The 26,767-nt window shown below is 59.8% G+C and carries 26 protein-coding genes and 1 tRNA gene; 10 read left to right on the top strand and 17 right to left on the bottom strand.

Translation table 11 applies throughout. The annotated features are described in order from the left end of the window. Nucleotides 1–372 precede the first annotated feature (372 nt). Complete coding sequence (locus I5L03_RS12755; protein ID WP_197922375.1) at nucleotides 373–969, top strand: TetR/AcrR family transcriptional regulator; 597 nt, start codon at nucleotides 373–375, stop codon at nucleotides 967–969. A 7-nt stretch (nucleotides 970–976) separates the two neighbouring features. Here I5L03_RS12755 and I5L03_RS12750 read toward each other — a convergent pair whose 3' ends face one another. The 8 genes from I5L03_RS12750 to I5L03_RS12715 all read right to left on the bottom strand — a co-directional run bounded on the left by I5L03_RS12750 (nucleotide 977) and on the right by I5L03_RS12715 (nucleotide 8,205). Then, a complete protein-coding gene (locus tag I5L03_RS12750) occupies nucleotides 977–1,762 on the bottom strand; it encodes an enoyl-CoA hydratase-related protein (RefSeq protein WP_197922374.1) in 786 nt (261 codons plus the stop codon). Beyond that, on the bottom strand, nucleotides 1,755–2,831 hold the full coding sequence (paaE, locus tag I5L03_RS12745) for a 1,2-phenylacetyl-CoA epoxidase subunit PaaE (protein ID WP_197922373.1): 1,077 nt from the start codon (nucleotides 2,829–2,831) through the stop codon (nucleotides 1,755–1,757). The genes I5L03_RS12750 and paaE overlap by 8 nt, the downstream gene beginning before the upstream one ends. Nucleotides 2,832–2,882: 51 nt before the next feature. After that, entirely contained in the window at nucleotides 2,883–3,389 is a 507-nt protein-coding gene (paaD, locus tag I5L03_RS12740; protein ID WP_197922372.1) for a 1,2-phenylacetyl-CoA epoxidase subunit PaaD, read from the bottom strand. A 6-nt stretch (nucleotides 3,390–3,395) separates the two neighbouring features. Beyond that, complete coding sequence (paaC, locus tag I5L03_RS12735; protein WP_197922371.1) at nucleotides 3,396–4,148, bottom strand: 1,2-phenylacetyl-CoA epoxidase subunit PaaC; 753 nt, start codon at nucleotides 4,146–4,148, stop codon at nucleotides 3,396–3,398. Continuing rightward, nucleotides 4,148–4,432: a 1,2-phenylacetyl-CoA epoxidase subunit PaaB gene (gene paaB, locus I5L03_RS12730; RefSeq protein WP_197922364.1), complete on the bottom strand. Its 285-nt coding sequence runs from the start codon at nucleotides 4,430–4,432 to the stop codon at nucleotides 4,148–4,150. Before paaB ends, paaC begins: the two co-directional genes overlap by 1 nt. Nucleotides 4,433–4,451: 19 nt before the next feature. After that, on the bottom strand, nucleotides 4,452–5,450 hold the full coding sequence (paaA, locus tag I5L03_RS12725) for a 1,2-phenylacetyl-CoA epoxidase subunit PaaA (protein WP_197922363.1): 999 nt from the start codon (nucleotides 5,448–5,450) through the stop codon (nucleotides 4,452–4,454). Between the two features lie 78 nt (nucleotides 5,451–5,528). After that, nucleotides 5,529–6,728, bottom strand: coding sequence for a 3-oxoadipyl-CoA thiolase (gene pcaF, locus I5L03_RS12720; RefSeq protein WP_197922362.1), 1,200 nt, complete (start codon nucleotides 6,726–6,728; stop codon nucleotides 5,529–5,531). A gap of 34 nt (nucleotides 6,729–6,762) precedes the next feature. Beyond that, nucleotides 6,763–8,205, bottom strand: a complete 1,443-nt coding sequence (locus I5L03_RS12715) for a 3-hydroxyacyl-CoA dehydrogenase NAD-binding domain-containing protein (RefSeq protein ID WP_325100203.1) — start codon at nucleotides 8,203–8,205, stop codon at nucleotides 6,763–6,765. Nucleotides 8,206–8,316: 111 nt separating this feature from the next. Between I5L03_RS12715 and paaG the strand changes: the two genes are divergently transcribed. Together paaG and paaZ are read left to right on the top strand one after the other, a co-directional pair. Continuing rightward, a complete protein-coding gene (gene paaG, locus I5L03_RS12710; protein ID WP_197922360.1) occupies nucleotides 8,317–9,108 on the top strand; it encodes a 2-(1,2-epoxy-1,2-dihydrophenyl)acetyl-CoA isomerase PaaG in 792 nt (263 codons plus the stop codon). A gap of 41 nt (nucleotides 9,109–9,149) precedes the next feature. Then, on the top strand, nucleotides 9,150–11,192 hold the full coding sequence (paaZ, locus tag I5L03_RS12705) for a phenylacetic acid degradation bifunctional protein PaaZ (protein ID WP_197922359.1): 2,043 nt from the start codon (nucleotides 9,150–9,152) through the stop codon (nucleotides 11,190–11,192). A 12-nt stretch (nucleotides 11,193–11,204) separates the two neighbouring features. Here the strand turns inward: paaZ and I5L03_RS12700 are convergent, their stop codons facing one another. Continuing rightward, nucleotides 11,205–12,056, bottom strand: coding sequence for an NUDIX hydrolase (locus I5L03_RS12700; protein ID WP_197922358.1), 852 nt, complete (start codon nucleotides 12,054–12,056; stop codon nucleotides 11,205–11,207). Between the two features lie 76 nt (nucleotides 12,057–12,132). Further along, nucleotides 12,133–12,486, bottom strand: a complete 354-nt coding sequence (locus tag I5L03_RS12695) for a hypothetical protein (RefSeq protein WP_197922356.1) — start codon at nucleotides 12,484–12,486, stop codon at nucleotides 12,133–12,135. Between the two features lie 180 nt (nucleotides 12,487–12,666). On the opposite strand from I5L03_RS12695, the gene I5L03_RS12690 reads away from it, so the two are divergent. The 3 genes from I5L03_RS12690 to I5L03_RS12680 all read left to right on the top strand — a co-directional run bounded on the left by I5L03_RS12690 (nucleotide 12,667) and on the right by I5L03_RS12680 (nucleotide 14,718). Continuing rightward, nucleotides 12,667–12,876, top strand: a complete 210-nt coding sequence (locus I5L03_RS12690) for a hypothetical protein (RefSeq protein WP_197922354.1) — start codon at nucleotides 12,667–12,669, stop codon at nucleotides 12,874–12,876. A gap of 101 nt (nucleotides 12,877–12,977) precedes the next feature. Then, nucleotides 12,978–14,219 (top strand): NAD(P)/FAD-dependent oxidoreductase, encoded by a 1,242-nt coding sequence (locus I5L03_RS12685; RefSeq protein WP_197922352.1) that lies wholly within the window; start codon nucleotides 12,978–12,980, stop codon nucleotides 14,217–14,219. Nucleotides 14,220–14,226: 7 nt separating this feature from the next. Further along, nucleotides 14,227–14,718: a 4-hydroxylaminobenzoate lyase gene (locus I5L03_RS12680; protein ID WP_197922350.1), complete on the top strand. Its 492-nt coding sequence runs from the start codon at nucleotides 14,227–14,229 to the stop codon at nucleotides 14,716–14,718. A 497-nt stretch (nucleotides 14,719–15,215) separates the two neighbouring features. Here the strand turns inward: I5L03_RS12680 and I5L03_RS12675 are convergent, their stop codons facing one another. Then, nucleotides 15,216–15,980 carry an alpha/beta fold hydrolase gene (locus I5L03_RS12675; protein WP_197922347.1) on the bottom strand — a complete coding sequence of 255 codons (765 nt, stop codon included), beginning with the start codon at nucleotides 15,978–15,980 and terminating at the stop codon, nucleotides 15,216–15,218. Between the two features lie 310 nt (nucleotides 15,981–16,290). Here I5L03_RS12675 and I5L03_RS12670 point away from each other — a divergent pair, with 310 nt between their 5' ends. Next, nucleotides 16,291–17,556 carry an MFS transporter gene (locus tag I5L03_RS12670; RefSeq protein WP_325100202.1) on the top strand — a complete coding sequence of 422 codons (1,266 nt, stop codon included), beginning with the start codon at nucleotides 16,291–16,293 and terminating at the stop codon, nucleotides 17,554–17,556. Between the two features lie 96 nt (nucleotides 17,557–17,652). Here the strand turns inward: I5L03_RS12670 and I5L03_RS13560 are convergent, their stop codons facing one another. The 3 genes from I5L03_RS13560 to sppA all read right to left on the bottom strand — a co-directional run bounded on the left by I5L03_RS13560 (nucleotide 17,653) and on the right by sppA (nucleotide 20,641). Then, nucleotides 17,653–18,069 (bottom strand): hypothetical protein, encoded by a 417-nt coding sequence (locus I5L03_RS13560; protein WP_325100201.1) that lies wholly within the window; start codon nucleotides 18,067–18,069, stop codon nucleotides 17,653–17,655. 504 nt (nucleotides 18,070–18,573) lie between these two features. Continuing rightward, a tRNA-Val gene (locus I5L03_RS12660) sits at nucleotides 18,574–18,648 on the bottom strand. Nucleotides 18,649–18,739: 91 nt separating this feature from the next. Beyond that, nucleotides 18,740–20,641: a signal peptide peptidase SppA gene (gene sppA / locus I5L03_RS12655; RefSeq protein WP_197922341.1), complete on the bottom strand. Its 1,902-nt coding sequence runs from the start codon at nucleotides 20,639–20,641 to the stop codon at nucleotides 18,740–18,742. A 158-nt stretch (nucleotides 20,642–20,799) separates the two neighbouring features. Between sppA and I5L03_RS12650 the strand changes: the two genes are divergently transcribed. The 3 genes from I5L03_RS12650 to I5L03_RS12640 are packed head-to-tail and all read left to right on the top strand — an operon-like array spanning nucleotide 20,800 to nucleotide 23,808. Then, nucleotides 20,800–21,831, top strand: a complete 1,032-nt coding sequence (locus I5L03_RS12650) for an aspartate carbamoyltransferase catalytic subunit (protein ID WP_197922340.1) — start codon at nucleotides 20,800–20,802, stop codon at nucleotides 21,829–21,831. After that, a complete protein-coding gene (locus I5L03_RS12645; protein WP_197922339.1) occupies nucleotides 21,828–23,057 on the top strand; it encodes a dihydroorotase in 1,230 nt (409 codons plus the stop codon). Before I5L03_RS12650 ends, I5L03_RS12645 begins: the two co-directional genes overlap by 4 nt. Further along, nucleotides 23,047–23,808 (top strand): SDR family NAD(P)-dependent oxidoreductase, encoded by a 762-nt coding sequence (locus tag I5L03_RS12640; RefSeq protein WP_199803283.1) that lies wholly within the window; start codon nucleotides 23,047–23,049, stop codon nucleotides 23,806–23,808. Before I5L03_RS12645 ends, I5L03_RS12640 begins: the two co-directional genes overlap by 11 nt. 74 nt (nucleotides 23,809–23,882) lie before the next feature. Here I5L03_RS12640 and I5L03_RS12635 read toward each other — a convergent pair whose 3' ends face one another. From I5L03_RS12635 to I5L03_RS12625, 3 genes are read right to left on the bottom strand one after another with little or no spacing between them, the layout of a single operon-like run. Further along, on the bottom strand, nucleotides 23,883–25,358 hold the full coding sequence (locus tag I5L03_RS12635) for an SPOR domain-containing protein (protein WP_197922334.1): 1,476 nt from the start codon (nucleotides 25,356–25,358) through the stop codon (nucleotides 23,883–23,885). Between the two features lie 15 nt (nucleotides 25,359–25,373). After that, entirely contained in the window at nucleotides 25,374–25,847 is a 474-nt protein-coding gene (locus tag I5L03_RS12630; RefSeq protein WP_197922333.1) for a hypothetical protein, read from the bottom strand. Beyond that, nucleotides 25,847–26,557 carry a ParA family protein gene (locus tag I5L03_RS12625; protein WP_197922331.1) on the bottom strand — a complete coding sequence of 237 codons (711 nt, stop codon included), beginning with the start codon at nucleotides 26,555–26,557 and terminating at the stop codon, nucleotides 25,847–25,849. Before I5L03_RS12625 ends, I5L03_RS12630 begins: the two co-directional genes overlap by 1 nt. Nucleotides 26,558–26,767: the final 210 nt, after the last annotated feature.

Below are 26,767 nucleotides of genomic sequence, written 5' to 3'. Positions count from 1 at the left end.
TTTGATGTTTATGCGGCGAGCCTGCGATGTTGCATGCGCCAATGTCCGCGCCTGCGTTGGACGACCAGGCTTAATTTAGTCGCGCCATGTTGACGATGAAGCTATCCGGCCGATGGACGCGCCAAATCGGCAGCACCTTCGCGCTCGACCGATCGGGCGAATTGGCGCTGATCCGCCACCGAGACCGGGCGGAATGGCATGGCAGCGGCATGTTCCGCTGTTTATGCGTTCAGTGTCCGTCGTCAGATAAATTGAGACACGCAGGTTTCTTTGGCGAGCAAGCATTTCCTTTTAAGTGACGTGGACGATTTAGCGACGGCTCCGCCGGTCGCGCCGGTTGCCCTGCGCGAAGAGTGCGGTTAGGCGGTTGCGATGGCAAGACCCCGGGCAGCAGATTATGACGAGCGGCGAGCCGCCATAATTGCACAGGCTGCTCGGCTGTTTGCTCGCCGCGGCTTCAACGGCACATCGGTGGCGGACATCGCGTCGGGCTGCGACATGTCAAAATCGCTCTTGTATCACTACTACCCTTCCAAGGAGGATTTGCTCTACGAAGTGATGTCTTCGCATGTTGAAATGCTGTTCGAGGAGGCGTCTGCTTGCGAGCGCATAGAGGGTACGGCATCGAACAAGTTGAAGGCCTTGTTGACCACGTTCATGGGGCATTACCACGGTGCGGCTGATGCGCAAAAGGTGCTGCTCAACGAGCTTCATAATCTACCGGCCGAGCGCCGGGCAACGATCGTCTCGCACCAGCGCGAGATCGTTGACTGCGTTCAGCGTTTACTACTCGAAGCGAGGCCAGACTGTTGTGCTACACCCGCTCTGGCGCGGGCGCGCACTATGCTTCTATTCGGAATGCTGAACTGGACCATGAACTGGTACAAGCCTGATGGCCCTGTCGCGACCGAGGCACTCTTGGATATGATGGTCGAGATGGCACTGGGAGAAGGTTCGGGCGCAAGCTAGTCTGGCGCTACCTGTTTCGCCAGACAGCTTCGCGTTTCTCGCGAAAGGCATCGATGCCTTCCTTTTTGTCAGCCGTTGCAAGCAAGTCGATGAAACGTTGCCTTTCGGCACGCATGTGCTGTTCAAGAGGTAGTTCTTGCGCGTCACGAATGCTCGCCTTGGCTGCCACCAAAGCGAGAGGTGCTCGCTGGCTTAGTCTGGATGCCAGATCCAGTGCAGTCGGCAGTGCTTGCCCAGCGGTAACCACTTGTGCCAAGAGGCCCGCTGATTTCGCATCGACCGGGCTTATCGGCTCCCCTGTCAAAACCATTTGCAAAGCCAGCGCCCGTCCAACCAGGCGAGGGAGGATCGCGGTTCCTCCGGCACCGGGGATGATACCGAGGTTTGTTTCTGGAAGACCAATGCGCGCCTTGTCTCCGGCAATCGCGATGTCGGCGCACATCAGCAATTCTGTGCCGGCCCCCAGGCACCAACCTTCGATGGCGGCTATAAGTGGTTTGGCAAACCGCCGTATGTCGCGCCAAGCATTGAACCGTGGACTGTCGATCGGTTCGGTGCCATCGCTGTTATAAAGTTCGTTGATATCCGCGCCCGCCGCAAAAACTTTCTCGCTGCCGGTGATGACCACAACCCGGATGGCCTCGTCGCCTTCGGCGTCCACCAGAACGTCGGCGATTTCACGCAGGAACGGAGTTGCCAGAGCATTTAGTTTCTCTGGTATATTCAGGCGAAGCAATAAAACCGCACCCTCGGCATGCCGCTCGAGTAATAGTCGTTCGGTCTGTTCATGCATCGAAATCGAGCTCGACCTCGTCGCTGACCGGAACGGCTTGGCAGGTGAGAACATAGCCTTGTTCGACCTCTTCCGGGCTCAATCCGTAATTCTGCAGCATCTTCACTTCGCCTTTGCGCACCTTGGCACGGCAGGTCGCGCAAACTCCGGCCTTGCACGCATAGGGAGCTGGAACACCCGCTGCCCGTGCGTTCTCAAGAATGGTCTCTTTGCTTGGATCGAACGTGATTTTGCGTTTGCGTCCGTCGATGGTTAGCACAACCGGCTTGCCTGCGGCCGACTGCTCCAGTTCACGCGCAACCTGGAGCTGCTCTGCGCTCATCTTGCCGACCGTGAATCGTTCGATAAGAATCTTATCTTCCGGTACACCGGCTCCGAGCAATCCGGATTCTGCCGCGTCCATCATGGGGCCAGGACCGCAAATGAAGGCCACATCGATGGACTCGGGTTCGACGATCGAACTCAGTATCTCGCCAATCTTCTCGGCATCTAATCGTCCATTGAAAAGTTCCACGCTGCTTTCCTCATCCTCCAGGAAATGGAAGCACTGGAACCGCCCCATGAAATAATTCTTCAATTCTGCGATTTCCTCAAGGAACATCACACTGTCCGAACTGCGGTTGCCATATAGCAGGACAAATCGGCTATCGGGCTCAGTTGCGAGCGCCGTCTTCACCAAGGACAATATCGGCGTAATGCCGGAACCGCCGGCAAAGGCTGCGTACTGCCGTGATGCGGATGGATCGAATTGCCACGTAAAGCTGCCGTGCGGCACCATAACATCCAGCATCTGGCCAGGAGTCAGTTCGGTGTTGGCCCAAGTGGAAAACTGTCCGCCGGCAACACGCTTGATCGCAACCCGCAGTTCCTTGTCTTGCGGTGCAGTGCAGATGGAATAGTTACGCCGGACGTCTTCTCCGTCTATCGTGGCGCGCAAGGTTATGTGTTGTCCTGGCGTATACCGGAAGGCTTCAGCCAGTTCGTCCGGGACCTGAAAGCGCAACGAGACCGCATCACGGATTTCCCGGCGGACTTCGGCGATTTCGAGAGGGTGAAATCCTGCTGGCATTTTTGTTCCTGGCTAATTCCTGAGAGGATGACTGGTCAGAACGGATCACGCTTAGTGACATTTAAACCTGTCGAACGGTTCGGCGCAGTTGCAACAACGCCAGAGCGCCTTGCACGGGGTTGAACCGAAACGACTGACTTCCTGCGTATCCTTCGATCCGCATCGGGGGCATTGGACGGCAGTGGAATGGCGCACCGACGTAGCCGCAGACCCTTTTGGCGGCGGCGCGATGCCATAATCGCGCAATTTATCGCGACCTTCCTCTGAGATCATATCTGTTGTCCATGCCGGACTGAGTACCGTGTCCAGCTTAACGCCAGACAATCCGGCATTGGCGAGTGCCTCCCGGATCGACTGTTCGATCACGAGTGTCGCTGGGCAACCGGTATAAGTCGGTGTGATCTGCACGACGGCGTTTCCAGTATCGTCCTCGACAATGCCGCGGAAAATCCCGAGATCGACAACTGAGACAACAGGTATTTCAGGGTCCGGCACATTTGCCAGAACCTCCTGAATCCGGTTGCGCAGCTCTTCAGAAATGGATGTTGTCGCAGCCATCGGTTCTTACCAAGTGGCTTCGGGATAGCGGCGAGGCAATACCTGCATTTCGGCGAGCATCGTTGACAGATGCTCGGTGTGATTGCCTTGGCGCCCTCCGGTCTGCGGCCAAGTGCTCGGTTTGACTTCCAGTGTGGCAGACTTGACAACCTGCGTCACTCGCGCGTCGAACGCTTCCCTGGTAACTGCGGGATCTACCGCAATTCCCCGCTCGATCAGCACCCGCTCGACTTCGTCGACCGCGAACATCTCGTCGACGAAGCGCCAGAACCAGTCGAGACCGTCCTGCATCCGTCGGTGGCTCTCTTCGGTGCCGTCTCCCAGCCTGATCACCCAGTCGGAGGCAAGTTCTGCATGATAACGCGTTTCCTTGACCGCCTTGGCCGCAATCTCGGCCAGACGAGTGTCGGACGAACCCACTAGTTCGTCCAGCAACAGTTCCCGATAAATGGAAAATAGGAAGTGGCGCGCCATCGTTTGCGCAAAATCGCCGTTCGGTTGTTCGACGAGCAAGCAATTGCGGTACTCTTCGGCATCTCGGTGATAGGCAAGCCTGTCTTCGTCGCGGCCTTGCCCTTCCACTTCACCGGCATAACCAAGCAATAGCTGAGCTTGGCCGACGAGATCGAGCCCGAGATTTGACAGGCTAAGATCAACTTCAAGCGTTGGCGCGCGCGATGACCACTCGCACAACCGCTGTGCCAAGACCAGGCTGTCGTCACCCAGCCGCAAGAGATATTCGAAAAGAGCCTTGTCCATCACATGTGCTTCACTTCGTCCGGAAGGTCGTAAAAAGTCGGGTGGCGGTAGATCTTGCTCGCCGCCGGTTCAAACATCTCCTCCGCCTCGGACGGGTCGGAGGCGGTTATCTCGTTCGACCGGACAACCCACAGACTTACCCCTTCCTCTCGGCGAGTATAGGTGTCGCGCGCGTGGCGGATTGCTATCCCGGCATCGGGGGCGTGGACCGAACCGACATGACGGTGATCAAGACCCCCACGCGCCCGGACGAATACCTCCCACAAGGGCCAGTCACTGCTCATCGATTATTACTCCGTCAGCTCAGGCAGCAATGCGCGCCGAAGCGTGTTTCGTCTCATAGCTGGCGGCCGCTTCACGAACCCAAGCGCCATCGTCCCACGCCTTCCGTCGCGCCTGCATGCGTTCCTGCGCTACCGGCCCTTCCCCGCGGACCACCGCGTAGAACTCTTCCCAATCGATTGGGCTGAAATCGTAATGGCCTCGCTCCTCGTTCCAGCGCAGATTCGGATCGGGAACGGTCAAGCCCAGCAATTCTGCTTGAGGCACTGTCGCATCGACGAACTTCTGCCGCAGGTCATCGTTCGTATCGCGCTTGATCCGCCAACGCATCGAGCGTTCGGTATTGGGCGACTTGTCATCGGGTGGGCCGAACATCATCAGGCTGGGCCACCAGAAGCGGTTCAATGCATCCTGAGCCATCTCGCGCTGATCCGGGGTGCCGTTCACCATATGCATCATCAACTCGAAGCCCTGCCGCTGGTGAAAGCTCTCTTCCTTGCAGATACGGACCATCGCGCGCGCGTATGGACCATAGCTCGTGCGTTGCAACGGGACCTGATTCATGATCGCAGCGCCGTCGACAAGCCAACCGATCGCGCCGATGTCGGCCCAGTTCAAAGTCGGATAATTGAAGATGGTAGAGTACTTCGCCGAGCCATCGTGAAGGGCATCAATCATCTGTTCACGGCTTACGCCCAGCGTTTCAGCAGCACAATACAGGTATAGCCCGTGCCCTGCCTCGTCCTGGATTTTCGCCAGCAGGATAGCTTTGCGCGAAAGGCTCGGCGCGCGAGTCAGCCAGTTGCCCTCGGGCAGCATGCCCACGATTTCGCTGTGAGCATGCTGTGACATTTGCCTTACCAGTGTCTTCCGGTAAGTTTCGGGCATCCAGTCATTGGGCTCGATAAAATCATCTGCGGCCACGCGCGCTTCGAAGCGGGCAAGCTGCTGCGGATCATCGATGCCGACTTCCACAACCCGGGAATCGGCAGCCTTTTTGTCCAGTTCGGTAGTGTACATAGCTCAACTCCTGGCCTCAAATACTATCAAGGTACTAACATTAACCGACCGGACGGTCAACTATCTTTTCCATAACTTTCAAATGGCCTCGATCGCCATCGCGATGCCTTGGCCAACGCCGATGCACATCGTGCACAAAGCAAGACGCGCCTTCCTGCGGGCAAGTTCTTCGGTGGCTGTCATGACAAGCCTTGCGCCAGACATGCCAAGTGGATGACCGAGCGCGATAGCGCCTCCGTTCGGGTTCACGTGTTCGGAATCGTCTGGAAGCCCTAGGCGGCGCAAGACAGCCAGCCCTTGTGACGCGAAAGCCTCGTTGAGTTCGATCACATCGATGTCGGCAATACTCAAACCGAGACGTTTGAGCAGTTTCTCGCTCGCCGGAGCAGGGCCGATACCCATGATGCGTGGCGGTACACCGGCGGTCGCGGCTCCGAGCACCTTGGCGCGGGGTGTCAGCCCGTACCGCTCGACTGCGGCAGCTCCGGCGATGATGATCGCTGCTGCACCGTCATTCACTCCGCTCGCATTGCCTGCCGTCACAGTTCCGTCCGGACGCGCGATAGGACGCAATTTTGCCAGCTGATCGAAAGTGGTCTCGCGCGGATGCTCATCCTGCGTCACCAGAAGGGGATCGCCTTTGCGTTGTGGAATCTCGACGGGGACAATCTCGGCTGCAAAGCGGCCACTTTTTTGCGCAAGGGCCGCACGGCGCTGGCTCTCAAGCGCGAATTTGTCCTGATCAGCACGCGAAATCCCGAATTCCTGTGCCACGTTCTCGGCCGTTTCGGGCATCGAATCCACGCCGAACCGGTCCTTCATCTGCGGATTGACGAAACGCCACCCGATCGTGGTGTCGTACACCGCGTTTCCGCGCGAGAAGGCTTGGTCCGCTTTGGGCATGACAAATGGGGCGCGGCTCATCGATTCCACGCCGCCAGCGATATACAGGTCCCCATCTCCAGCCTTTATTGATCGCGCGGCGTAGGCAACGGCATCCATGCCCGAACCGCAAAGCCGGTTGAGCGTCGTGCCCGGGACCTGTTCGCCGAGGCCTGCCAGCAGTCCAGCCATGCGCGCCACATTGCGATTGTCCTCGCCTGCCTGATTCGCATCACCTAGGATGATGTCGTCCACATGATCGACTATGGCAGGATAGCGCGCGACCAGCTCTGCAATCGGAATTGCCGCCAGATCGTCCGCACGAACGCCTGACAAGGCTCCGCCATAGCGACCTATGGGAGTGCGAACTGCATCGCATATAAAGGCTTCCGGCATCAGATTTTCCTCAGTTTATCGATTGATCATTTGATCAGTTGGCACGCGACCAGCGCGGTGAAGGGGTGTAGAGAGCGTCAGCCTCGGCCGACGTGATGTTCTGCAGCACGTCTCGAAGCCATTCTCTCCCGACGCGCTCGGCCCATTCCAACGGACCTTCAGGGTGGTTAGCGCCGTATCGCATCGCCTTGTCTATATCAGCGGCGCTAGCGACGTCGTCCTCGACCGCATCTGCTGCACTGTTGGCTAGCTGGGCCAGAGTGCGCAGCACTACCTGTCCAGGTCTGTCGGGAAGCATAATCACTCGCTTCTCCAGCGGGGCTAGCAGCGCTGCTAGAACGCCGGCGACCTCTGGATTTCTTGCTGTGACACCGATTAAACGTGCAGCATCCCAATCACGCGTGTGATCGAAAATGGCATCGACGCCGTCGCGTGAAGCGAGTTTCCTCCCGTCGCTGGCTGCCACAACAAAGCCGTTTACCCTGATGCTGTCGTCGGCGAGGTCGTCCGTTGCTACAAGCGATATCTCCGCCCTCTCAAGGGCTTTGCGCAGAGGTTCCAGAATTCGCAATCGCTTGGCCACTTGGATAGGCGTCGAAATCTCATTCGCCGCTTCGGCAAAATCGGGTTCGGGCCGCTCTGCGGGATAGGTGAAGACGCCTTGACCCGTCTTGCGGCCCAAATTACCGCCGAGCACCAGTTCTTCCTGCTTTACCTGCAAGCGGAAACGCTTCTTATCCGCTCCCGCATCTGCGACATTGCGAGCGGCATTGAAATTTATGTCCTGACCGATGAAATCAGCCAGCGTGAGCGGACCCATGCGGAAATTGCCAGCAGATTCGAGCAAAGAGTCGATCTTGTGCGGCGTTATACCCTCATCCCACGCTCTGAACGCTTCAGCATAGTAGGGCCGGGCCACTCGGTTGACGATAAAGCCGGGCACATCTCGCACAACTGCGGCGACCTTTCCCCATTGCTTCATCAGCTCGCAGCAACTGTCGACAACCTGCGGTGCAGTGTGTGATCCAGGTACGACTTCTACCAATTTCATGAGCGGTACGGGGTTGAAGAAATGCAATCCCAAAAAACGCGTTGCTTCACTCACGCCGGGCGATAGGTCGTCGATGGAAAGTGAGGACGTGTTGCTGGCAAGGATGGCGTCGCTGGCGACGATCTCGGACAGTCTTGCGAAGAGACCGCGCTTTGCCTCGGCGTTCTCGACGATGGCCTCGATCACCAAGCGGGCCTCGGCCGCCTGTTGCAGATCGGTTGACCAGGTAATCCTGGCCAGAACCGATTGTGCGTCAGCTCTCGTTCTCTTCCCCCGGCTGACGAGCTTGTCGAAAGTCGATCCAAGATGGTCTCGGCTACGAACAAGCGTTTCCTCCGAAGTATCGAAGACCATGACCCTGTGACCGGCCTGAGCGGCAACCTGGGCAATGCCGCTGCCCATTGCCCCTGCACCAAAGACGGCCACCGGGTCGAAAGTTGAGATTTGAGCTCTTGTCATGGCCTCCGCATAGCGCCATCGAAACCGCTTGCCAATAATCGACTGACCGTGCAGTCTATTAATTAAGGAGGCTTGGCCATGAGTTTCGAGACCATCATCGTTGAGAAGGAAAACGGCGTCGCTCGTATTACTTTGAATCGTCCCGACCGGCTCAACAGTTTCACAGAGGCAATGCACATAGAGCTGGCGGCCGCGCTGGACGACGCCGATAGTGATGCAGACATCCGCGCGGTCCTGCTAACCGGGGCAGGCCGAGGGTTTTGTGCCGGACAGGACCTTGCCGATCGTGCTGTCTCCCCTGGAGATGATCGGGTGGATCTAGGGCAGACGGTCGAAAAGTTTTGGTCGCCGCTGATCAGCCGCCTGGCAACCCGCGACAAGCCTGTGGTCTGCGCGGTTAATGGCGTTGCGGCGGGCGCAGGGGCGAATGTGGCACTTGCCTGCGATATCGTGCTTGCGGCGCAAAGCGCCAAGTTCATTCAGTCCTTCGCCAATATCGGCCTTATACCTGATTCGGGCGGCACGTGGGTTCTGCCTCGGCTGGTGGGGCAGGCTCGGGCGTTGGGACTGGCCTTGACCGCCGATTCTTTGTCGGCAGCCAAGGCAGAAGAATGGGGCATGATATGGAAATGTGTCGAGGATGACGCATTGCTAACGGAGGCCAAAGCGTTGGCCGAACGCTTGGCGGGCGGCCCGACACGCGGTTTGGCCGCGACCAAACGAGCCATCCGCGGGTCATTGCTGAACGATCTTCAGACGGAGCTCGATTACGAGCGCGACCTCATGCGCGAGCTTGGCCAAAGCGAGGATTATCAGGAAGGCGTGGCCGCCTTCATGGAGAAGCGCGCACCCCAGTTCAAAGGAAAGTAGCCGCACGATAGTGCAAGGCGGCTCCCGAATAAGGATTAGAGATGACCAAGATTTTGAAGAACTACACCCGCGATAGCTGGTTCGAGGCCAGCGCGAATCTGCAAGACATACTGTCGGCGGTAGACAGCTCCATCGTTGCCCAAACAGGGACCGAAGGCCTCGATTTCGCAGGGATGCTCGAACATGCGCGGAAAATCGGCGGCACCAATCTGCGACAAATGACTTTTCATGAGCGTGCCCGTATGATCAAGGGCCTCGCGCTGGCCATCATGGAGCGCAAGGAGGAACTCTACGAGATCTCCGCCAGCACGGGGGCCACACGCCAAGATAGCTGGATCGATATCGAAGGCGGCGCAGGCACGCTCTTTGTCACTTCGTCAAAGGCACGCCGTGAGCTTCCCGATGCGCACATCCTGCCAGACGGCGATTATGAGCCCATAGGTAAGAGCGGCACCTTCATTGGGCAGCACGTCTATACCTCGCTCCATGGCGCAGCGGTCCATATCAACGCGTTCAATTTTCCGGTGTGGGGAATGCTGGAAAAACTTGGCCCCACGCTGGTTGCCGGCGTCCCCGCCATCGTCAAACCAGCTACACAAGGCGCACAGCTGACAGAGGCATGCTTTCGCATCATGTTGGAGTCCGGCCTTTTGCCGGAGGGAGCATTGCAACTGATTGTCGGTTCGGTGGGAGACCTGCTCGACCATCTCACTTGTCAGGACGTCGTTTCCTTTACCGGGTCAGCCGCCACCGCGGCCAAGTTGAAGAACCATCCGGTCATTTCGCGTGAATCGGTGAGATTTGTCGCGGAGCAGGATTCGCTCAATGCATCGGTCCTCGGGCCTGACGCGACCAAGGACAGTCCCGAATTCGATCTATTCGTGAAAGAAGTGGTGCGCGAGATGACCACCAAGGCCGGGCAAAAATGCACGGCCATTCGCCGTACATTCGTTCCGGCAGCACTTATGGACGACGTCGAGGAGGCGATAAAGGCACGATTGCAGAAGATCGTCGTGGGTGACCCGGCACAGGAAGGCGTGCGGATGGGTGCCCTGGCATCACTCAAGCAACTCGAAGACGTTCGTGACAAGGCGCGGCAGATCGCCAGCGAGGCGAAGCTCGTATTCGGTGACCCCAACAAAGTAGAAGCGCTCGGCGTGGAGCAGGGCATCGGTGCCTTTATCTCCCCCCTGCTGTTTCGTGCCGACAACCCCTGGGAGGCAAAGGTCGTTCACGACGTGGAGGCTTTCGGCCCGGTCTCTACGCTGATGCCCTACCGCGATTGCGCGGATGCCATCGCGCTGGCGAATCGCGGGCAGGGCTCACTGGTAATGTCGGTATTTACCCACGATCCTGACATCGCGCGGCAGTTCGTCGAGGGCGCTGGCCCCTATCATGGCCGCATCGTGTTCATCGACCGCGACAGTGCTGGCGAATCCACCGGCCACGGCTCCCCCTTGCCGATGCTAATCCATGGCGGCCCGGGCAGGGCCGGGGGCGGCGAGGAAATGGGCGGCGTACGCGGGGTCAAGCACTACATGCAGCGCAGCGCTCTGCAGGGGTCGCCGCGGACCTTGTCCGGCGCGATCGGCAAGTGGCTACCCGGCGCGCCGCAACCAACCGGGGAGATGCACCCCTTCCGGCTTAATTTTGAAGAGCTGGAGATAGGTTACACACTCACTACCGCGTCGCGCACGATTACTTTGGAGGACATCGAGCATTTCGCCAGTTTCACGGGCGACGAATTCTATGCCCACATGGACGAGGAGGCGGCGGCCGCCAACCCGTTCTTCCCCGGCCGTGTCGCGCATGGCTACCTGATCCTGTCATTCGCGGCCGGCCTGTTCGTCGATGCCGCGCCGGGGCCGGTGCTGGCGAACTACGGCCTCGACAACCTTCGTTTCCTGAAGCCGGTCACTCCGGGCACGCCGATCTCGGTGGCGCTGACGGTCAAGTCGAAGAAGATCCGCAATCCGGGCGAATATGGCGAAGTTGTTTGGGCAGTCACCGTCACCGATGACGAGGGCGAAGTGGCGGCGACCTACGATCTGCTGACCATGAACGCTGTAACCGACGCCATCTAAGCCGTCAGCCGTTCAGGCCGGGGCAGGACGCGTTGAACCCGGCGTGTCCTTCCCTGCCGACGGTGAGGAATCCTTCGACTGGAAGCCGCTCTGTTCCAGCGGCGCGCTGGTGACGGGATAGCCGGCGCCCTCGGGTATCCGCAGCAGCTTCCTGCCCTTCACCTCCTCTATCCACGGGGAAATCGTGGAGATGGCGGTGTTGCGCGCATGTTCGGCTGCAGCCGCAAAACTGTCGAACTGGGCAAGCCTTTCCAGATTGCGAAGGGTGGGAAAGATCATGTGCATCTCGCCGCTGGCGTAGCGCGCAAGCGCATCCCTAGCGGTGAGCCACGTCAACCGCGTCATTTCTCCGAGGTCGGGTTCGAGCTCGACCTGTCCGCTCCCCAGATCGGCCAGATAGAACCGCGTGTCGAAGGCCCGCCCAACCCTTCCGCGCGGCAACCAGCGCGCAAAAGGCACCAGCTGCAAGGGCGCAAGGCTCCACCCGAACCGGGCCAGCACGGGTGCCAGGTCTTCCGAAGTCGCCAGCATGGTACGGGCCTCTTGTGCCTGCTGCGCGGTTAGCTGCTGCTCGACACCTATAACGAGACCCGTTTCCTCCAGGACCTCGCGGATCCCGGCGAGGCGATGTGCGAGGTCGTCTGACCGATCGCTTTGAGCAAGTTGTGCTGCCAGGGCCCGATCCGAGGCATGCAGCTTCCCGCCAGGGAAAACCATTGCCCTCGCGGCAAAGGCCAGTTCGCCCGAGCGCTGCACCATCAGCAGTTCTGGCGCGCGTGTCCTCGCCCGCTGCCGGAACACCAAAACGGTGGCTGCCTCGACCACAGTTTGGGATCGCGCACCCTTGTGCTGCTCGGTTGTCATCGCACTCCCCAGGTCGCCAGTCAGTCGGAACCCAATAGCACAATCGCCAGACGCGTCAGCGCTGGAAAATTGCTGTTCAGGAACTTACTTTGCCGCCCCCGAATGCACTTAGATCGCTGGCGCTGGCGATGATTTGTTCGGACGGTTTCGTTGCCATTTGCGACGAGGCGAGCAGTTCATCCACGTCAAGGATATCAATCGCGCCTTCGTCGGAAATGAACCTCGCAGCGGAGAAGCTCGTCAAGCAAATCGCGCCCGAAGAGCGCCGCGGCAAGACGCCGCTCGATGCAAGATTGCGGCGCTCGAAGACGGCTGCATGCCCAATCTTTTGCAGGACAACGTGGAGGAGGGCAGGCACCTGTTGGCGATCAACTTTCTGCTTTATGCCGATTTCGGCCGCGATGATGGCGAAGAAGCCGAAGAAATGCACTATCGCCATCCCGGCGATGCAGACAAGAGGTGGTGATGCGTAACGCGATGAACCCCCTCACCTGAAAGCCCTATCCGCAGGACAGCCCTATCGGACTGACCCGATGGACCAGGCTGATAAAGAAGGCCGGTTTTGATTATGAGCTCAGCCTGCCTTTTGAACGCTTCCATCGTCAGGTTGATGTCTGGTTCGGTTTCGACTTCGACACGCAAGGCAAGCCGTGTTTGGGCGACCGTGCCGGCCGCCTTCCCCAGCCTTGAAGACCGTGATTACGTGAGGTCGTCGATGGTGGGGGAAACCGAGCCCGGCAAATGCGCCAACTGGACAATCATGTCCGATCGCGGCATCGACAATCAGCTGGCAGATTTCGAGTACGTCCGTAGGGCCTGATGCGGTTTGAGCGAACGAACTTGACGGGCGGAGTTGCTGGATAGATGGCAGCTTCGCGCTATCTTACATTGCTTCGAGGTGGAGACGAATAGATGACACGAGTGTCGCACTATGACGTGGTGATCGTGGGGGGAGGGCACGCCGGCGCCCAAGCTGCAATCGCCCTCCGAGGTGAAGGGTTTGAAGGCACCATCGCGATAGTCTCTAGCGAGCTGGACATACCTTACGAGCGACCGCCCTTGTCCAAGGATTACCTGGCAAGAATCAAACCTTTCGAAAAGCTCCTGTTGCGCCCGCCCGAATACTGGCGCGAGCGCGAGATTACATTCCATCACGGGTGTACAGTGACCACTGTCGATACCAAATCGCATGCGGTCATCTGTACGGGTGGGGAACGGTTCACATACGGCAAGCTGGTCTGGGCCGCCGGTGGAAAGCCACGAAAGTTGGGGATTGAGGGATGCAACCTCGAAGGCATCCACACCATTCGAGAGCGAGCCGACGTCGATTCACTGATGCAGGAAATGGATGCTGCACGGACTGTGGTTGTGATCGGAGGCGGTTATATCGGGCTGGAAGCTGCTGCCATCCTGACCAAGCTGGGCAAGGGCGTTTCGTTAATCGAGACCTTGCCTCGTCTTCTTGCCCGTGTGGCCGGAGAAGACTTGTCGGGGTTCTTTGCGGAGGAGCATCGCCGGCAGGGCGTCAACCTGTTGCTGGACGGTCAGGCTAAGCGTTTTACGGGCGAAACCATGGTGACGGGCGTGGAATTGGCTGACGGTTCAACGATCGAGGCTGATCTTGCCATCGTTGGTGTCGGCATCGAGCCTAACGTGGCGCCGCTCGCTGAAGCTGGAGCGGATTGCGGCAACGGTGTGCTGGTCGATGGCCAATGTCGCACCTCCTTGCCGGATATCTTTGCCATCGGGGACTGCGCTGCCCACGCCAATAGATTTGCTGATGGGGCAGTCCTGCGGCTCGAATCGGTGCAGAATGCAAACGACATGGCAACTACTGCAGCGAAAAACATTTGCGGCAGCGAGACGACCTACACTGCGACACCTTGGTTCTGGTCGGATCAGTATGATGTGAAATTGCAGACCGTCGGCCTGTCGCTAGGTTATGAGCGGTCGGTCATGCGCGGCAACCCTGCCGACCGCAGTTTCTCCGTCGTCTACCTGCGAGACGGCAAGGTGGTGGCGCTCGATTGCGTCAACAACGTTCGTGATTACTCGCATGGTCGCAAACTGGTGGAAATGGGTTTGCGCATCGATCCGGCAGAACTGGCCGATGCCGGAAGGCCGCTGAAGGACTGGGTCAAGTCCGCCGCGAGCGCGGGCTAGGGAGGAAATGATTACCGAACGAGTGGAGGCTCCGACTGATTTTGTGGATCAGCTTGCCGTCGTTACCCGCGCTATCGTTGGCAAGCCGCTGGATGGGCACCTAGTAGAGCAGCTCAATCGTGATTTTCCTGCAGATGAATTGTGGTTCGCGCGGACAAGGGAACTTTGTGAACAAGGTTGCCAAGATGGATGGTTGTGTGCGCGGGAGGCCGGGGGAATACGGTTCGGGCGGCCTGTGAAGCCGTCGTCAGCGACAGCCGGGATGTCGGTGGATGTGGTGGACATGAAAAATGTCGCCGGGCCGAGGCATGCTCATCCGAACGGCGAAATCGATCTGGTTATGCCGCTGGAAGGTCCGGCAGAATTCGATGGCTGTGCGGCTGGCTGGAAGGTCTATGGGCCGAATACCGTGCATGAACCCACGGTTGCTGGTGGACGCGCGCTTGTCCTGTACTTGCTGCCGGACGGTGCGATCGATTTCGCATCGTCAGCGGGCTAAGCAGCGCGTGAGCGATAACTATGCGCTGCCCTCTGGAAGTGCCTTCACCGATGCGGTAATGGCGCCTCTGACCATTCAGAAGGAGTTAGGTCGGCAAAGCCTGCACCTAGATTGCTTTTACCTCCGGAATTGTCGCTGAGAGTCTCGATTATCTTGGCTTGTTCCTAGATACGGTATGCTGCCTCATTGTCCGTCAGTTCGCCAAGGACAGTTCACGCCTAGCGGCCATTTCACAGATCGCCACGGAAACTGCGGCGGCGCGGTCCCGATTGCGGCCATGCACCAGCACTTCCCCCCCCTTCGACTTCAAGACGCCGGGGTACTTCTGAGCCAAGTCCTTCGGCAGTACCGGTCACCAACGCCAGTTTGCCCGTATGGTTTAGTTCTATCACGGATGGCCCTTCACTGCAGCCGAAGAACGCGGATCCGGCCAAAATGTGGAAACGAATAGCAGCAATGTGACGTGCATTTCAAAAAACTTGCGTCACGCGAGGTTACTACAAGTGCACCCGCCATCCAGAATACGTCTCGTCGAACCAGCGCCAGACGTCAGCGGGCGTTTCGACCATCGCGTTATGGCCTGCTCCGGAAAATTGATGTGCAGCCGGATCGAACTGGCGCAATTCGTCGATAGAAACGAGCGAGTCCTCCGATCCACAGGCCAGATGAACCGGCATGCACGCTTCTTGCATCAGTGTCGGCATGTCGGGCGGCTCTACCGCAAAGCACTGCAAGTCCATTGCCGCTCGCCACCCGTCTTTGATCCGGATTATCCCACCTTGCAAAAGGTCGCTATCCGCATCTGGCGCAAGTCCGGCATACCTGGCATGTTGTGCCAGCGCTTCTTGCGGTGTCGCGAAGACCCTGGAATCGCGCACTCTGAGCCGCGCGAAAGTTGCGAGATCTTTATCGCTCCATGTAACCTTGATGCCTACCGCGTGGACAGATTCCGGTGTAAACCCGAAATTACCGCTGGCAAGCAGCAAAGAGAGCGTACCTCCCAGCGAATGCCCCAGCAGCACAATCGCTTCGCCGTGTGCTTCCTCGGCAATTGTCGACGCTAGCGCCGATGCCATTTTCTGGTTGGAATAAGATGGCAGTGTAGGAGAACCCCCATGACCGGGTAAATCGGGTGCAAGCCACCTGCCGGGCCAGGATCGTCCAATATGCTCCAGCACCGGTTGCCAGACGGCACCGGTAGCGCCCAATCCATGCAATAGGACCAGTAAGGGACCGGCTTCACCGCCACTCCGCCGTGCCAAACAGGGGTGTTGCAATTTTCGTTCTTCCCGCGATTTCGACTGTCGGACGCCAGTTTACCAAACCATGACAGTACTTTCACGTCGTCATACAACGCAGCCTTATTCTACGCCGTTTTCCGATCACACACCCCCAGTTCCGACAGTGGCATTATCGTAGAGATTTATCGAGAACGCAGGCAATGGCAATGGTTGAGGCGCTATGGCTTCGCCCGGATTAAGGAGAACGAATGATTGAAATGCTTGCCTTTGTGTGTCGAAATCTGGTCATGGCCATAGTCATGTCCGTTAGAGGTGGGGGAGCGGCCTACTGATGAAGCCGAGCATGGATCAAAGCGAACCACGTGAAGCGAGCCTCTGGCACGAGTTGGCCGCTAACTGGCGCCCGCTTGCCTCCAGCGCCTTGGCCCTGGGCTGTGGAGCGTCACTTTTCGGCCAGTTGTTCAGCATTTTCGTAACGCCGCTGGAGGATTCCTTCGGTTGGACCCTTGCGCAGATTTCGGGCTCGCTATCGATGCTGGTCGTTGCCACCTTGCTCTACCCTTTCATCGGCCGAATGATTGATCGCAAAGGCGTGCGGGCAGTAGCCCCTGTCTCGGCAATGATGCTGGCAGTTGGGTTCGTGTTTGCCAGCCAAGCATCCGATGCCCTGTGGACCTTCTACGTTGCGGTTCTCGTGCTGATGGCCGGCGGCGGCGCAACGACCGCGCTCGGCTATTCGCGCATCATCGGCGATACCTTTATTCATAATCGCGGGTTTGCGCTAGCGGTAATGCTTTCCGGCGCAGCGATAACTTCAATGGTTTTTGCGCCGGTCGTGGCACTTGTGGTCGATGTCTACGACTGGCGTGCGGGTTTCCTGTTATTGGCAGGAATCGCCCTGTTTCTGGGAACCCCGCTGTCCTACCTGGCAAGCGGCCATGCAAGGGAGCAGGCAACCGAAAATGGCGAGATCGTCGGCGGCTTCGAATTGCGCGAGGTAGTGCGCAAGCGGCAATTCTGGATCCTCTTCGCAGCCATCTTCTTCACCGGCCTGCCGGTAATCGGTATCTCCGCTCACGTTTCCGCACCGTTCGAGGGAAGAGGTTTGGCTGCCACCAGCGCAGCGCTGATGGTTTCGGTCCTTTCGATGGGAGTAATAACCGGGCGGTTCCTGACCGGATTTCTGATCGATCGGCTATGGGCTCCCGGCGTGGCGACATTTGTCCTCGTCCTCGCCGCGATAGGGGCGCTGACGATTGCTTTTTCTACAACGAACGTGCTGCTTGCCGGATTCGGTGTCCTTATGCTGGGGATGGCCCAAGGCGCGGAACTCGACCTGATCGCATTTCTCGCGATGCGCTACTTTGGTATGCGCGCTTATAGCGCGATCTATGGGACGCTGATGATCTCCTTTGCTTTTGCGCTGCCGTTCGGTGCCACCATGTTCGGCATCTTGTACGACAGCCGGGGTGACTATTTCGCGGCGCTTCTGATCGGTGCAGGCCTGTTGGTGTTTGCTGCTTTCCTCTTCCGGTTGCTCGGTCCATATCCCGCCCTGGAACGCACTCAAAGTGCGCACGGTCAAACCGCGCGGTAGCCAATCGGTCTGAAGAGATCCTTGGATAACGCCAAACCCGCAGCAATGCGGATCGTGTCTAATAACTAGACGTTTGCGATTGGTGAGCTGAGCACGCTAATGGCAGCGCTCGATAATGACACCAGTAGCCTGACAACTTGCAGCGCACAGCGAAATCAGCACCCTATTGCCGCCGCGACGTCCGAGCTCATCCAGCGCCGTACCGATCAGCATGTCCCCGGTGGCACCCAGCGGGTGCCCCATAGCGATCGCACCGCCGTTCACGTTCATTACTTGTGGGTCGATGCCGTGAGCCTGAAGAAGCCGCAGGACTACCGCGGCGAAGGATTTGTTCAATTCCCACATATCGATGTCCTTTACGGCGAGGCGGGTCCTGGCAAATAGCCGTGTCACCACATGTTCCGGGCCATCCAGCATAAGGCAAAGTTCGGACCCGATTGCAGCCAAAGCGATGATGCGGGCGCGCGGTTTCAGGCCAAGGTTTGCGCCTATCTCCTCGCTGCCAATTAACACCGCACAAGGAAACGTCTGCCAAATGCTTTCTGATCTGAACAAAGTCGAGGCTTCAGCGCTGATTCGGCAGCGCTGGTATCGAAGCAAGAGCCCTCGCGCTGATTGCATGCCTGCGGCTGAGTGGTCGTCTGGCCGCAGGCCCTTCCTCCTAGAACAGAATTTGGGACTTCTCAGGGATGATCGTGATCTTCGCCCGACGCAACAGGCTGTGCAGCCATTCGCCAATGGAACCTTCAAGTGCGCAGATTGCGATTGCTCTTCGCAATATGGATGCGCGCTAATCACTACTCTAGTCCATCAACCGTCCTCATCGCCATAGCTTCATCTCACCGTATGCGATCACCGAATATCGCGACTCGCGAAAGGGAAATGGCACACTCGCGAGGCAAGTAACTTGGTTCTGACGGCATTCTCTTGAACGGATGAAGCCTTGAGGATTTGAGTAGGCTTTTTCATACTCGTTTCATACAACGAGCATCAATCTCTTCTAAGTCATTGAAAAGATGGTGGGCGCGGCAAGGATTGAACTTGCGACCCCACCCGTGTGAAGGGTGTGCTCTACCACTGAGCTACGCGCCCGCCGGGCCTTTCGCTGGTGTCAGCGATTCACGGCAGGGGCGGGCCTTTGCCACGCCCCGCCGCGATTGACAAGACTATGCCTGCCGAGTGCCTAGTCGCGCCAGAGCGCTCGCATGGCCGCAAGCCATCCGGCATCGGCTGCAGGGCGCGCGCTGAGGCGGCTGACGGGCTGGAGCACCGTGCATTCTGCGCATCGCGCCTGAATGCCCTGCGCGCCAAACAGCTGGTCGATATCGCTCGTCACTTGAGCAAACCGTGCCATTTCGCGCTGGGCGAAAAGCGATGCGATGTCACGGCCGCCCTCGGTCTGCCCATTGTCGCTTGCCAGCAATTGCGAGAGAATGGAGCCGTATTGCGGCGCATCGTCGCCGAGATAGACCACGTCGAATTCATCTGCTGTCAGTTCCGCACGCTCGGCTGCCCATGCGATGGCAGCCTCCAGATCGCCGAACTGGTCGACAAGGCCTAGCTGTCGGGCGGATCCCCCGTCCCACACGCGGCCCTGGCCAAGTTCGTCGGCACGCTCGAGCGAAATACCACGCGATTCTGCGACTAGGTTCAGGAAGCGGGAATAGGTCGTCTCGACGCCCGCCTGCAGCACCGTGTCCGCTTCTTCACTGATTCCGCTGAAGATGTCGGGCTGCCCCGATAGGCCGGTGGTGCGCACACCATCGCTATTCACTCCATATTCGGCAAGCAATTCTTCAAAGCTCGGCAGGACGAGGAAAACACCGATGGAGCCGGTGAGCGTTTGCGGTTCGGCAAAGATCCGGTCCGCCGGAGTGGCGACCCAATAGCCGCCACTGGCGGCGTAATTGCCCATCGATACGGCGATCGGGATACCATTGGCCTTGTGCCGCAGTATGGCGCGGCGGATGGTTTCCGAGCCCGTCACCGTGCCGCCCGGCGAATTTACGCGGACCACCAACGCATCGAGATCGTCATCCAGCGCATTGTCGAGCAGATTGGCGATCCGCTCCGCCCCGGCAGAGCCCGGTCCGGCGGTTCCATCGCTGATTGTTCCAGCAATAGTCACAACGCCGACTTTCGCATCGCTGCCAAGATCGATGCCCGAATTCACTTCGGCCAAGAAGGGATCATACTCTGTTGCGGCGAAGGAGCCGGGGTCTTCGCTCCAGCGATCTTCGCCGACCTCCTCCGCAATGCGCTCACCCCATTCGACGCGGGTGCCGATGCGGTCTGCAAGGCCTGCGGCAACGGAGGCCTCGGCGATGTCATTGCCCGACGCGGCAAGCCAGCCTTCGACATCGCTGGTGACCAATTCGATATCGGCATCGGGCCGCGCCTGGCGCACAGTGGCGCGCCATTCTTCCCACAGTGTGGCGAGCAGCTGCGAGAGGTTTTCGCGCGCTTCGGGGGACATGCTGTTTTGCGTGTAGGGCTCGACTGCGCTTTTGTATGTGCCGACGCGGTAGACATTGGCGGTGACGTTGAACCGCTCAAGCGCGTCTGCGTAATAAAGGTTCTCGCCTCCCGGTCCAGAAATGGCGACGCCGCCGAAGGGATCGACCCAGATTTCATCCGAATGCGCTGCGAGCAGCATCGCGGAATCGCCATAGGCGACGGCATGGGTGTAGATCGGTTTGCCCGCTGCCTTGAAGCGTTGCAGCGCCCCGCTAACTTCCTGCAAATTGACGCCCCCACCGCCAAGGAAGCCGGTCAGGTCCAGCGCCAGCGCCTGAATGCGCTCATCGCTCGCAGCCGCATCGATCGTGCGCACGAGATCGCGCGCGGCATATTCACGGGTGGGCACGGTATTGCTGAGTAGCGCGGCAAAAGGATCGACCGGCGCGACTTCTTCAACAACCACGCCGTCGATATCCAGCAGCAACGCGCCATCGCGCACGACGCCGGGATTTGGCCGCGCGCTCAGCACAGCGAACAGCGCCAGGAAGAACAGCAGCAGGAAGATCAAGGCGAGGCCATCCTTGATGGCAACCAGCAGCTTCCAAACCTTGCGCGCGAATACCATGCGAAACCCTTTTGGTGAGATGTGTTGCCTGTCACGTAATGGCGCGCGTTGGTTTGCGCCAGTGCTAAACGGGCGCAGCGCCAATCCCGCTCGACAGAGGGCTTCGCAAAGGAAAGCCATTGCCAGCCTGCGCGCTGCGGCCTAATGGCCATGCTTTAATGACATCGCCGCCAAACACCTCCGCCAGCGCCCGCTTTCCCGCGGGTGGCCGCGCGTTTCCGCATCGTGATCTGATCGCCATCGGCGATCTGGAGCGCCACGAAATCCTCTATTTGCTGGCAGAGGCCGAGCAATATGTCGCGTTCAATCGGCAGGCGAGCAAGCATTCGGACAGGCTGGCAGGCCTCACCATCATCAACGCCTTCTTCGAAAACAGCACGCGAACGCTTTTGAGTTTCGAAATCGCGGGCAAGCGGCTCGGCGCGGACGTGGTGAACATGCATGCCGCGCAATCCAGCGTGAAGAAGGGCGAGACGCTCATCGATACGGCGGTGACGCTGAATGCGATGCGCGCCGATGCGATTGTGATCCGCCATGGCTCTTCGGGCGCGACCGGATTGATCGCTGGCAAGGTCGATTGCCCTGTGCTCAACGCTGGCGATGGCCAGCATGAGCACCCGACGCAGGCCCTTCTCGACGCGCTGGCCCTGCGCACAAAGCTGCGCGAGAACGGGCGCGATGTGGAGGACTTTACCGGCCTCACCGTGACGATTTGCGGCGATATCCTGCACAGCCGGGTTGCGCGATCCAACATCCTGTGTTTGCAGGCGCTGGGTGCTACGGTTCGCGTCTGTGCGCCACCATCGCTCATGCCGCACGGGATCGAGCGGATGGAAGTGGAAGTGCATCACCGCTTTGGCGAGGCGCTGAATGGCGCTGACGTCGTCATGATGCTGCGTCTCCAGAATGAGCGGATGGACGGGCAATTCATTCCGAGCCCACGCGAATATCGCCACCTCTACGGACTGACCACCGATCGGCTCGCTCTGGCTGCAGAAGATGCCATCGTGATGCATCCCGGCCCGATGAACCGCGGCGTTGAGATCGACAGCGATGTGGCCGATCTTGCGGGACGATCGCTCATTACAAGCCAGGTGGAAATGGGCGTCGCGATCCGCATGGCCTGCCTTGATGTGCTGACCCGCAAAGCGCGCGGCATCGCCGGTTGGGGCGAAGGAGAATGGGTATGAGCCAGCAGCAGCCCATCGCCATCACCAATGGTCAGGTCGTCACCGCAGGCGGCCTCGCGGCAAAGGCCGTGCGCTGTGTGGATGGTCAGATTGTCGGGCTTGCAGATGTTCCGCTCGATGGTGACGAGGTGGTTGATGCGGGCGGCAAAATCGTCGCGCCAGGTCTCGTCGATCTCGGTGTATTCGCGATCGATAAGCCGGCGTTTCACTTTGGCGGGATCACCCGCGCTGCGCTGATGCCCGATCAGTCGCCACCGCTCGATCACCCCGCGCGGGTTCGCTTCGCCGCGCAGAGTGGAAAGCCCGATTTCTGGGTGCATCCGCTGGCCGCCGCGAGCGTGGGTCTGGAAGCCGAACAGCTCGCCGAAATTGCGCTGATGCAGGATGCAGGCGCGAAGGCGGTTGCAACCGGGCGGCAGTGGATTGGGGACAGCGGCCTGATGCTGCGTCTGCTCCAATATGCGGCGATGCTCGATCTGGTCGTGGTGACCCATGCAGAGGATGCAGCACTCGTGGGCAAGGCCTGCGCGACAGCGGGCGAAATGGCGACACGCCTTGGGCTGCCTAGCGCGCCCAAGGAAGCCGAGACACTTGCGCTCGCCCGCGATATCGCTCTCGCTGAAGCGAGCGGCGCCCGAATTCATGCACGGCAGGTGACCACGTGCGCCGGGCTCGATCTGGTGCGGCAGGCCAAGGCGCGCGGCGTGCGCATCACCGCGGGAGTCACGCCAGCGCATTTCATGCTATCGGATCTGGCGCTCGCCGATTTCCGCACTTTTGCCAGCCTGTCTCCGCCGCTGCGCAGCGAGGATGACCGGCAGGCTGTGATCGAAGCGATTGGCGATGGCACCATGGATGTCATTTCCAGCGGCCATGATCCGCGCGGGCCGGAGGACAAGCGCCTGCCTTTTGCCGATGCTGCGCCGGGAATGGCGGGCGCCGAAACGCTACTCGCCATGACACTGACGCTGGTCCGCGACGGTATCATCGATATGCCGCGGGCTTTCGATCTGCTCGCGGCCACACCTGCAAAATTGCTGGGCGTGGAAGCGGGCACGATAGCCGAAGGCGCAGAAGCCGACATCGCGATCATAGATCCCGAAGCACCGTGGATCGTGGACTCGCGCGAAATGGAAGCACAGGCTGGTAACACGCCGTTCGATCGGCAGCCAGTGCAGGGGCGGGTTGTCGCTCTGTTCAAGGGAGGACATCGCATTGAACTTTGATTTTGCAGGCAAGACCGCGCTCGTCACAGGCGCCGCGTCGGGCATTGGCGCAGCCACGGCCAGGGCGCTAGCCGATGCCGGGGCTGCAAAGCTTATCCTGGTCGATCTGAATGCCGATGCGCTCGGCGCGCTCGATTTGTCGTGCGACACCGCGATTCATGCAGGCGATGTCGCGGATGAAAGCCTGTGGGATGATATCGAGGCGGAAGGTGGCGTGATCGATCTTGCAGTCCTCAATGCAGGCATATCGGGCGAGGCTGCGCCCATCGCCAAAATGACGATGGACCAATGGCGCAAGGTGATGAGCGTCAATCTGGACGGCGCGTTCCTGTCGCTTCGTGCGGCTATGCGAATGGCCGGCAATGGCGCATCCATGGTGCTCACTTCATCGGTCACCGCTGTAAAGGCGGAGAAAGGCATTGGTCACTATGCCTCGTCAAAGGCGGCCGTCATGCATCTCGCCAAAGTAGCGGCAAAGGAAGGCGCAGAGCGGCAGATCCGCGTGAATGCCATCGCGCCGGGCGGAGTGGACACCGCACTATGGGATGGCGTGCCGTTTTTTGATGATCTGGTCGCTAAGCATCAGGGTGACAGGGCCGGCGCAATCGCCACAATGGCGCAGCAAGTCACCCCCATGGGCCGCTTCGCCTCTTCGGAAGAGATCGCCGGGCAGATCCTGTTCCTGCTGTCCGATATGGGCGGCACAATCACCGGCTCCACGCTTGTCACGGATGGCGGTTTCCGCCTCTGATGAGCAAACAAAAAACCCCTCCCGTAGGGGGAGGGGCTTCAAGTCTTCTCAGCAGCTGAGAAGGGGTTCAATCGTTAGCGACGCGCGAGGCGGATGCCATTGTCGATGGCGCCGGGCAGCGGGCTGCTGGCGGCCCAGCTGATGCATCCATCACCATTGGCGGCATCAACGCGGCTGCACATGGCGCGGCTGGTTGAGCGGTCGAAGCCGCCAGCCGAAACGCGCCAGTAATTGCGGCCACGCACGACCGCCTGCGTGATGACCATTTCACGGTCGGCCAGCTCAGGGTAGCGGCTGACATAGATATTCCATGCCCGCTGCGCGCCTGCTTCGCTGGAGAAGCTGCCGAGCTGAACCAAGTGCGTCGGATCATCTATCGGAGCGGGAGCTGCGGCTACTGCCGGAGCAGCAGCGCGAGGTGCAGCAGCGCGGGGTGCCGGGGCAGCGGCGCGCTCTTCAGCGGCTGGACGCGATGGCACAAGCGCCGGCTGCGCGATCGCAGGAATGCGCGGTGCGGCAGTCGGTGCGGCGGCAGGCGGCGGAGCAAAAGCGCTCGGCGCGGAACCCGGCACGGTCTGCACGACAGCTTCGCTGGCATAGCGTGCATCAGGCTCACGCACCGCGAGCGGCGAGGATGTGCCGCCGAAAGCGCTGGCGAACGATCCGCCCTGCGGCGCAGGCGAGCCGACCGAAGGCAATTCGCTTGTCGTGGCAGGAACGCTCATCGGAGCATCGTCAAGCGCGGCAAGTTCACCCGTTTCGCTGTCCATCGCAGGAGCAGCAGCAGGCGCGGCAGCTTCGAAAGCGAGCTGCGATGCGCTCGGCGAATTGACGAGCGCCAGATGCACCGGCTGGCCATTGTCGCGGGCGTTGGCAGGCACGCCGAGCAGGCTGGCAACACGGGCCGAATAGGCATGCGGGCCCGAAAGCTGCGCCCATTCTTCCATGCGCGCGCCAACTTCATGTGCCGGAACATCCTGCGCGACCATCATACGCGCTTCACGCCAGCGACCGGCGACGGCATAGGCATAGGCGAGGTTCTGACGGCTCTTGACGGTGTTATCACCGCCGCGAATGGCGTTGGTGAGGATATGCACACCGCGCTCCGGCTCTCCAGCCAGCGCGAAAGCAAGGCCGAGATCGGATACCGCGATGGCGGTTTCCCACTCATTCAGCACGCCGGCAGCTTCGCGATAGCGCGCCTGGCCGGTCAGGGCGAGAGCGAGGCTGAGCGCAGCACGCGGGCTGTTTTCGCCGAGAGCCATCGCATCTTCGAAACTGGTCGAGGCCGAGGCGAACCGGCCGGCTTCGAGATATGCATTGCCCAGAGTCATGCGGTAGGCCGCATTGCGCGGATCGGCAGCAACGGCGGCTTCAGCCGACTGGATGGCAGCGGTGGCTTCCCCGTTTGCGATGGCGGCTTGCGCTTGCGCTGCGGAAACATTGGCGCTGGGGGCTGCATTGCCTGCGCAGCCGGTCAGCAAGACGGCAGCCATGGCTGTCGTCAGACCCAAGCCCAGCGTAGAATTGCGCTTATCCGGTGAATACATGATTCAAGTTCCCCTTCAGGCCTTGCTTGTCTTGCCGTGCACCTGCGCGGCGATGGCATCGAGTTCGATGAATTCGCTGAGGAAGCGATCGAGCGCTTCAGTCACCAGCGTCTGTGCGCTCTTGTTCTGCATCGTCGAGGCGAGCTTCAGCTTAAGGTGACGCTCCGCATCGAGACGTAGAGTGAAAGCAGCGCGCTTGCCCTGCGAGACAGCGCTCTGGCGCTGCGGCTGGGACGGTGCCTTCGGCATGATGCGGGGGCGATTGTCGACGACGGGGAAGTCAATCACCTGATTGTCGTCACCCATGTCGTTCCAACCGAGGTCCGACTGGCTGTCAGCCAGCGTGTCGAAATCGTCGCCCAGCTGCGCGGTGCGATCCGACGTTGTCAGCTGCGCGCGCATGGCAGGCTTTGCGGTTCCCTTGCGGGCCAGAAGCATCGGCCCGAGAGAGGCAAATTCCTTTGTTTCGGTAGCTGCCGAGCTAGTCATTACTGTGCCACCCGGCGGCCAAAGCCACCTTGCTGCGAATTGCTGGCCTGCGCGCGCTGGCCGGGAGCGGCAAACACAGTGCGGCGGAAATTCTTTTCGAGGCGGTCAGCGACATAGTGCCACAGCGCGGTGACTTCCTGTGCCGAGCGGCCTTCGGGGTCCACTTCCATCACCGTGCGGCCATCGATCATCGAGGCGGCGAAATCAGTGCGGTGGTGAATCGTAATCGGGGCAACGGTGCCGTGCTGCGACAGGGCGACAGCGGCTTCCGAAGTGATCTTTGCCTTGGGGGTAGCGGCGTTGACCACGAAGATCAGCGGCTTGCCTGCACGCTCACACAGATCGACTGTGGCACCAACGGCGCGTAGATCGTGCGGGCTGGGGCGAGTCGGCACAACCATCAGCTCGGCAACCGAAATCACGCTCTGGATCGCCATGGTGATGGCGGGCGGCGTGTCGATCACGGCAAGCTTGAAGCCCTGCTGACGAAGGATCGCGAGGTCATTCGCAAGGCGCGCAACAGTCGTCTGCGCGAAGGCCGGGAATTCCGCTTCACGCTCATTCCACCAATCGGCGAGTGAACCTTGCGGGTCGATATCGATAAGCACGACGGGCCCAGCGCCTGCACGCTGAGCCTGCACGGCGAGGTGGCCTGAGAGAGTGGTTTTACCCGAACCACCCTTTTGCGATGCCAAAGCTAGAACGCGCAAGGCTGTTCCCCCTAAAGTCTCTACCCGCACCGGGATGGTTTGCGGGCTTTCCGGGGATGGAGATCGCAGGATACCGTTTATTTTGAGTTAATTTGCACAGAACCAAGTTGCCGGCAGGTCAATATTGCAAGCGCCAGTCGCGGCCAGAGCGCAGGCCTATGCGATGTCCGTTCCCTTGTGGGACGCAATAAAAAGGCGGTCATAAACGCT

The sequence above is a fragment of the Aurantiacibacter sediminis genome, from assembly GCF_016019885.1.
GTDB classification, from domain to species: Bacteria; Pseudomonadota; Alphaproteobacteria; order Sphingomonadales; family Sphingomonadaceae; genus Alteraurantiacibacter; species Alteraurantiacibacter sediminis.
Note: the sequence above shows the minus strand (reverse complement) of the source record. Positions and strands in the feature narration are given on the sequence as shown.

Excerpts from the sequence above, each read along its gene's own strand:
- I5L03_RS12755 (WP_197922375.1), top strand. The coding sequence starts at position 373 with ATGGCAAGACCCCGGGCAGCAGATTATGACGAGCGGCGAGCCGCCATA.
- I5L03_RS12750 (WP_197922374.1), bottom strand. The coding sequence starts at position 1,762 with ATGCATGAACAGACCGAACGACTATTACTCGAGCGGCATGCCGAGGGT.
- paaE (WP_197922373.1), bottom strand. The coding sequence starts at position 2,831 with ATGCCAGCAGGATTTCACCCTCTCGAAATCGCCGAAGTCCGCCGGGAA.
- paaD (WP_197922372.1), bottom strand. The coding sequence starts at position 3,389 with ATGGCTGCGACAACATCCATTTCTGAAGAGCTGCGCAACCGGATTCAG.
- paaC (WP_197922371.1), bottom strand. The coding sequence starts at position 4,148 with ATGGACAAGGCTCTTTTCGAATATCTCTTGCGGCTGGGTGACGACAGC.
- paaB (WP_197922364.1), bottom strand. The coding sequence starts at position 4,432 with ATGAGCAGTGACTGGCCCTTGTGGGAGGTATTCGTCCGGGCGCGTGGG.
- paaA (WP_197922363.1), bottom strand. The coding sequence starts at position 5,450 with ATGTACACTACCGAACTGGACAAAAAGGCTGCCGATTCCCGGGTTGTG.
- pcaF (WP_197922362.1), bottom strand. The coding sequence starts at position 6,728 with ATGCCGGAAGCCTTTATATGCGATGCAGTTCGCACTCCCATAGGTCGC.
- paaG (WP_197922360.1), top strand. The coding sequence starts at position 8,317 with ATGAGTTTCGAGACCATCATCGTTGAGAAGGAAAACGGCGTCGCTCGT.
- paaZ (WP_197922359.1), top strand. The coding sequence starts at position 9,150 with ATGACCAAGATTTTGAAGAACTACACCCGCGATAGCTGGTTCGAGGCC.
- I5L03_RS12700 (WP_197922358.1), bottom strand. The coding sequence starts at position 12,056 with ATGACAACCGAGCAGCACAAGGGTGCGCGATCCCAAACTGTGGTCGAG.
- I5L03_RS12690 (WP_197922354.1), top strand. The coding sequence starts at position 12,667 with ATGTCTGGTTCGGTTTCGACTTCGACACGCAAGGCAAGCCGTGTTTGG.
- I5L03_RS12680 (WP_197922350.1), top strand. The coding sequence starts at position 14,227 with ATGATTACCGAACGAGTGGAGGCTCCGACTGATTTTGTGGATCAGCTT.
- I5L03_RS12670 (WP_325100202.1), top strand. The coding sequence starts at position 16,291 with ATGAAGCCGAGCATGGATCAAAGCGAACCACGTGAAGCGAGCCTCTGG.
- sppA (WP_197922341.1), bottom strand. The coding sequence starts at position 20,641 with ATGGTATTCGCGCGCAAGGTTTGGAAGCTGCTGGTTGCCATCAAGGAT.
- I5L03_RS12650 (WP_197922340.1), top strand. The coding sequence starts at position 20,800 with ATGACATCGCCGCCAAACACCTCCGCCAGCGCCCGCTTTCCCGCGGGT.
- I5L03_RS12645 (WP_197922339.1), top strand. The coding sequence starts at position 21,828 with ATGAGCCAGCAGCAGCCCATCGCCATCACCAATGGTCAGGTCGTCACC.
- I5L03_RS12635 (WP_197922334.1), bottom strand. The coding sequence starts at position 25,358 with ATGTATTCACCGGATAAGCGCAATTCTACGCTGGGCTTGGGTCTGACG.
- I5L03_RS12630 (WP_197922333.1), bottom strand. The coding sequence starts at position 25,847 with ATGACTAGCTCGGCAGCTACCGAAACAAAGGAATTTGCCTCTCTCGGG.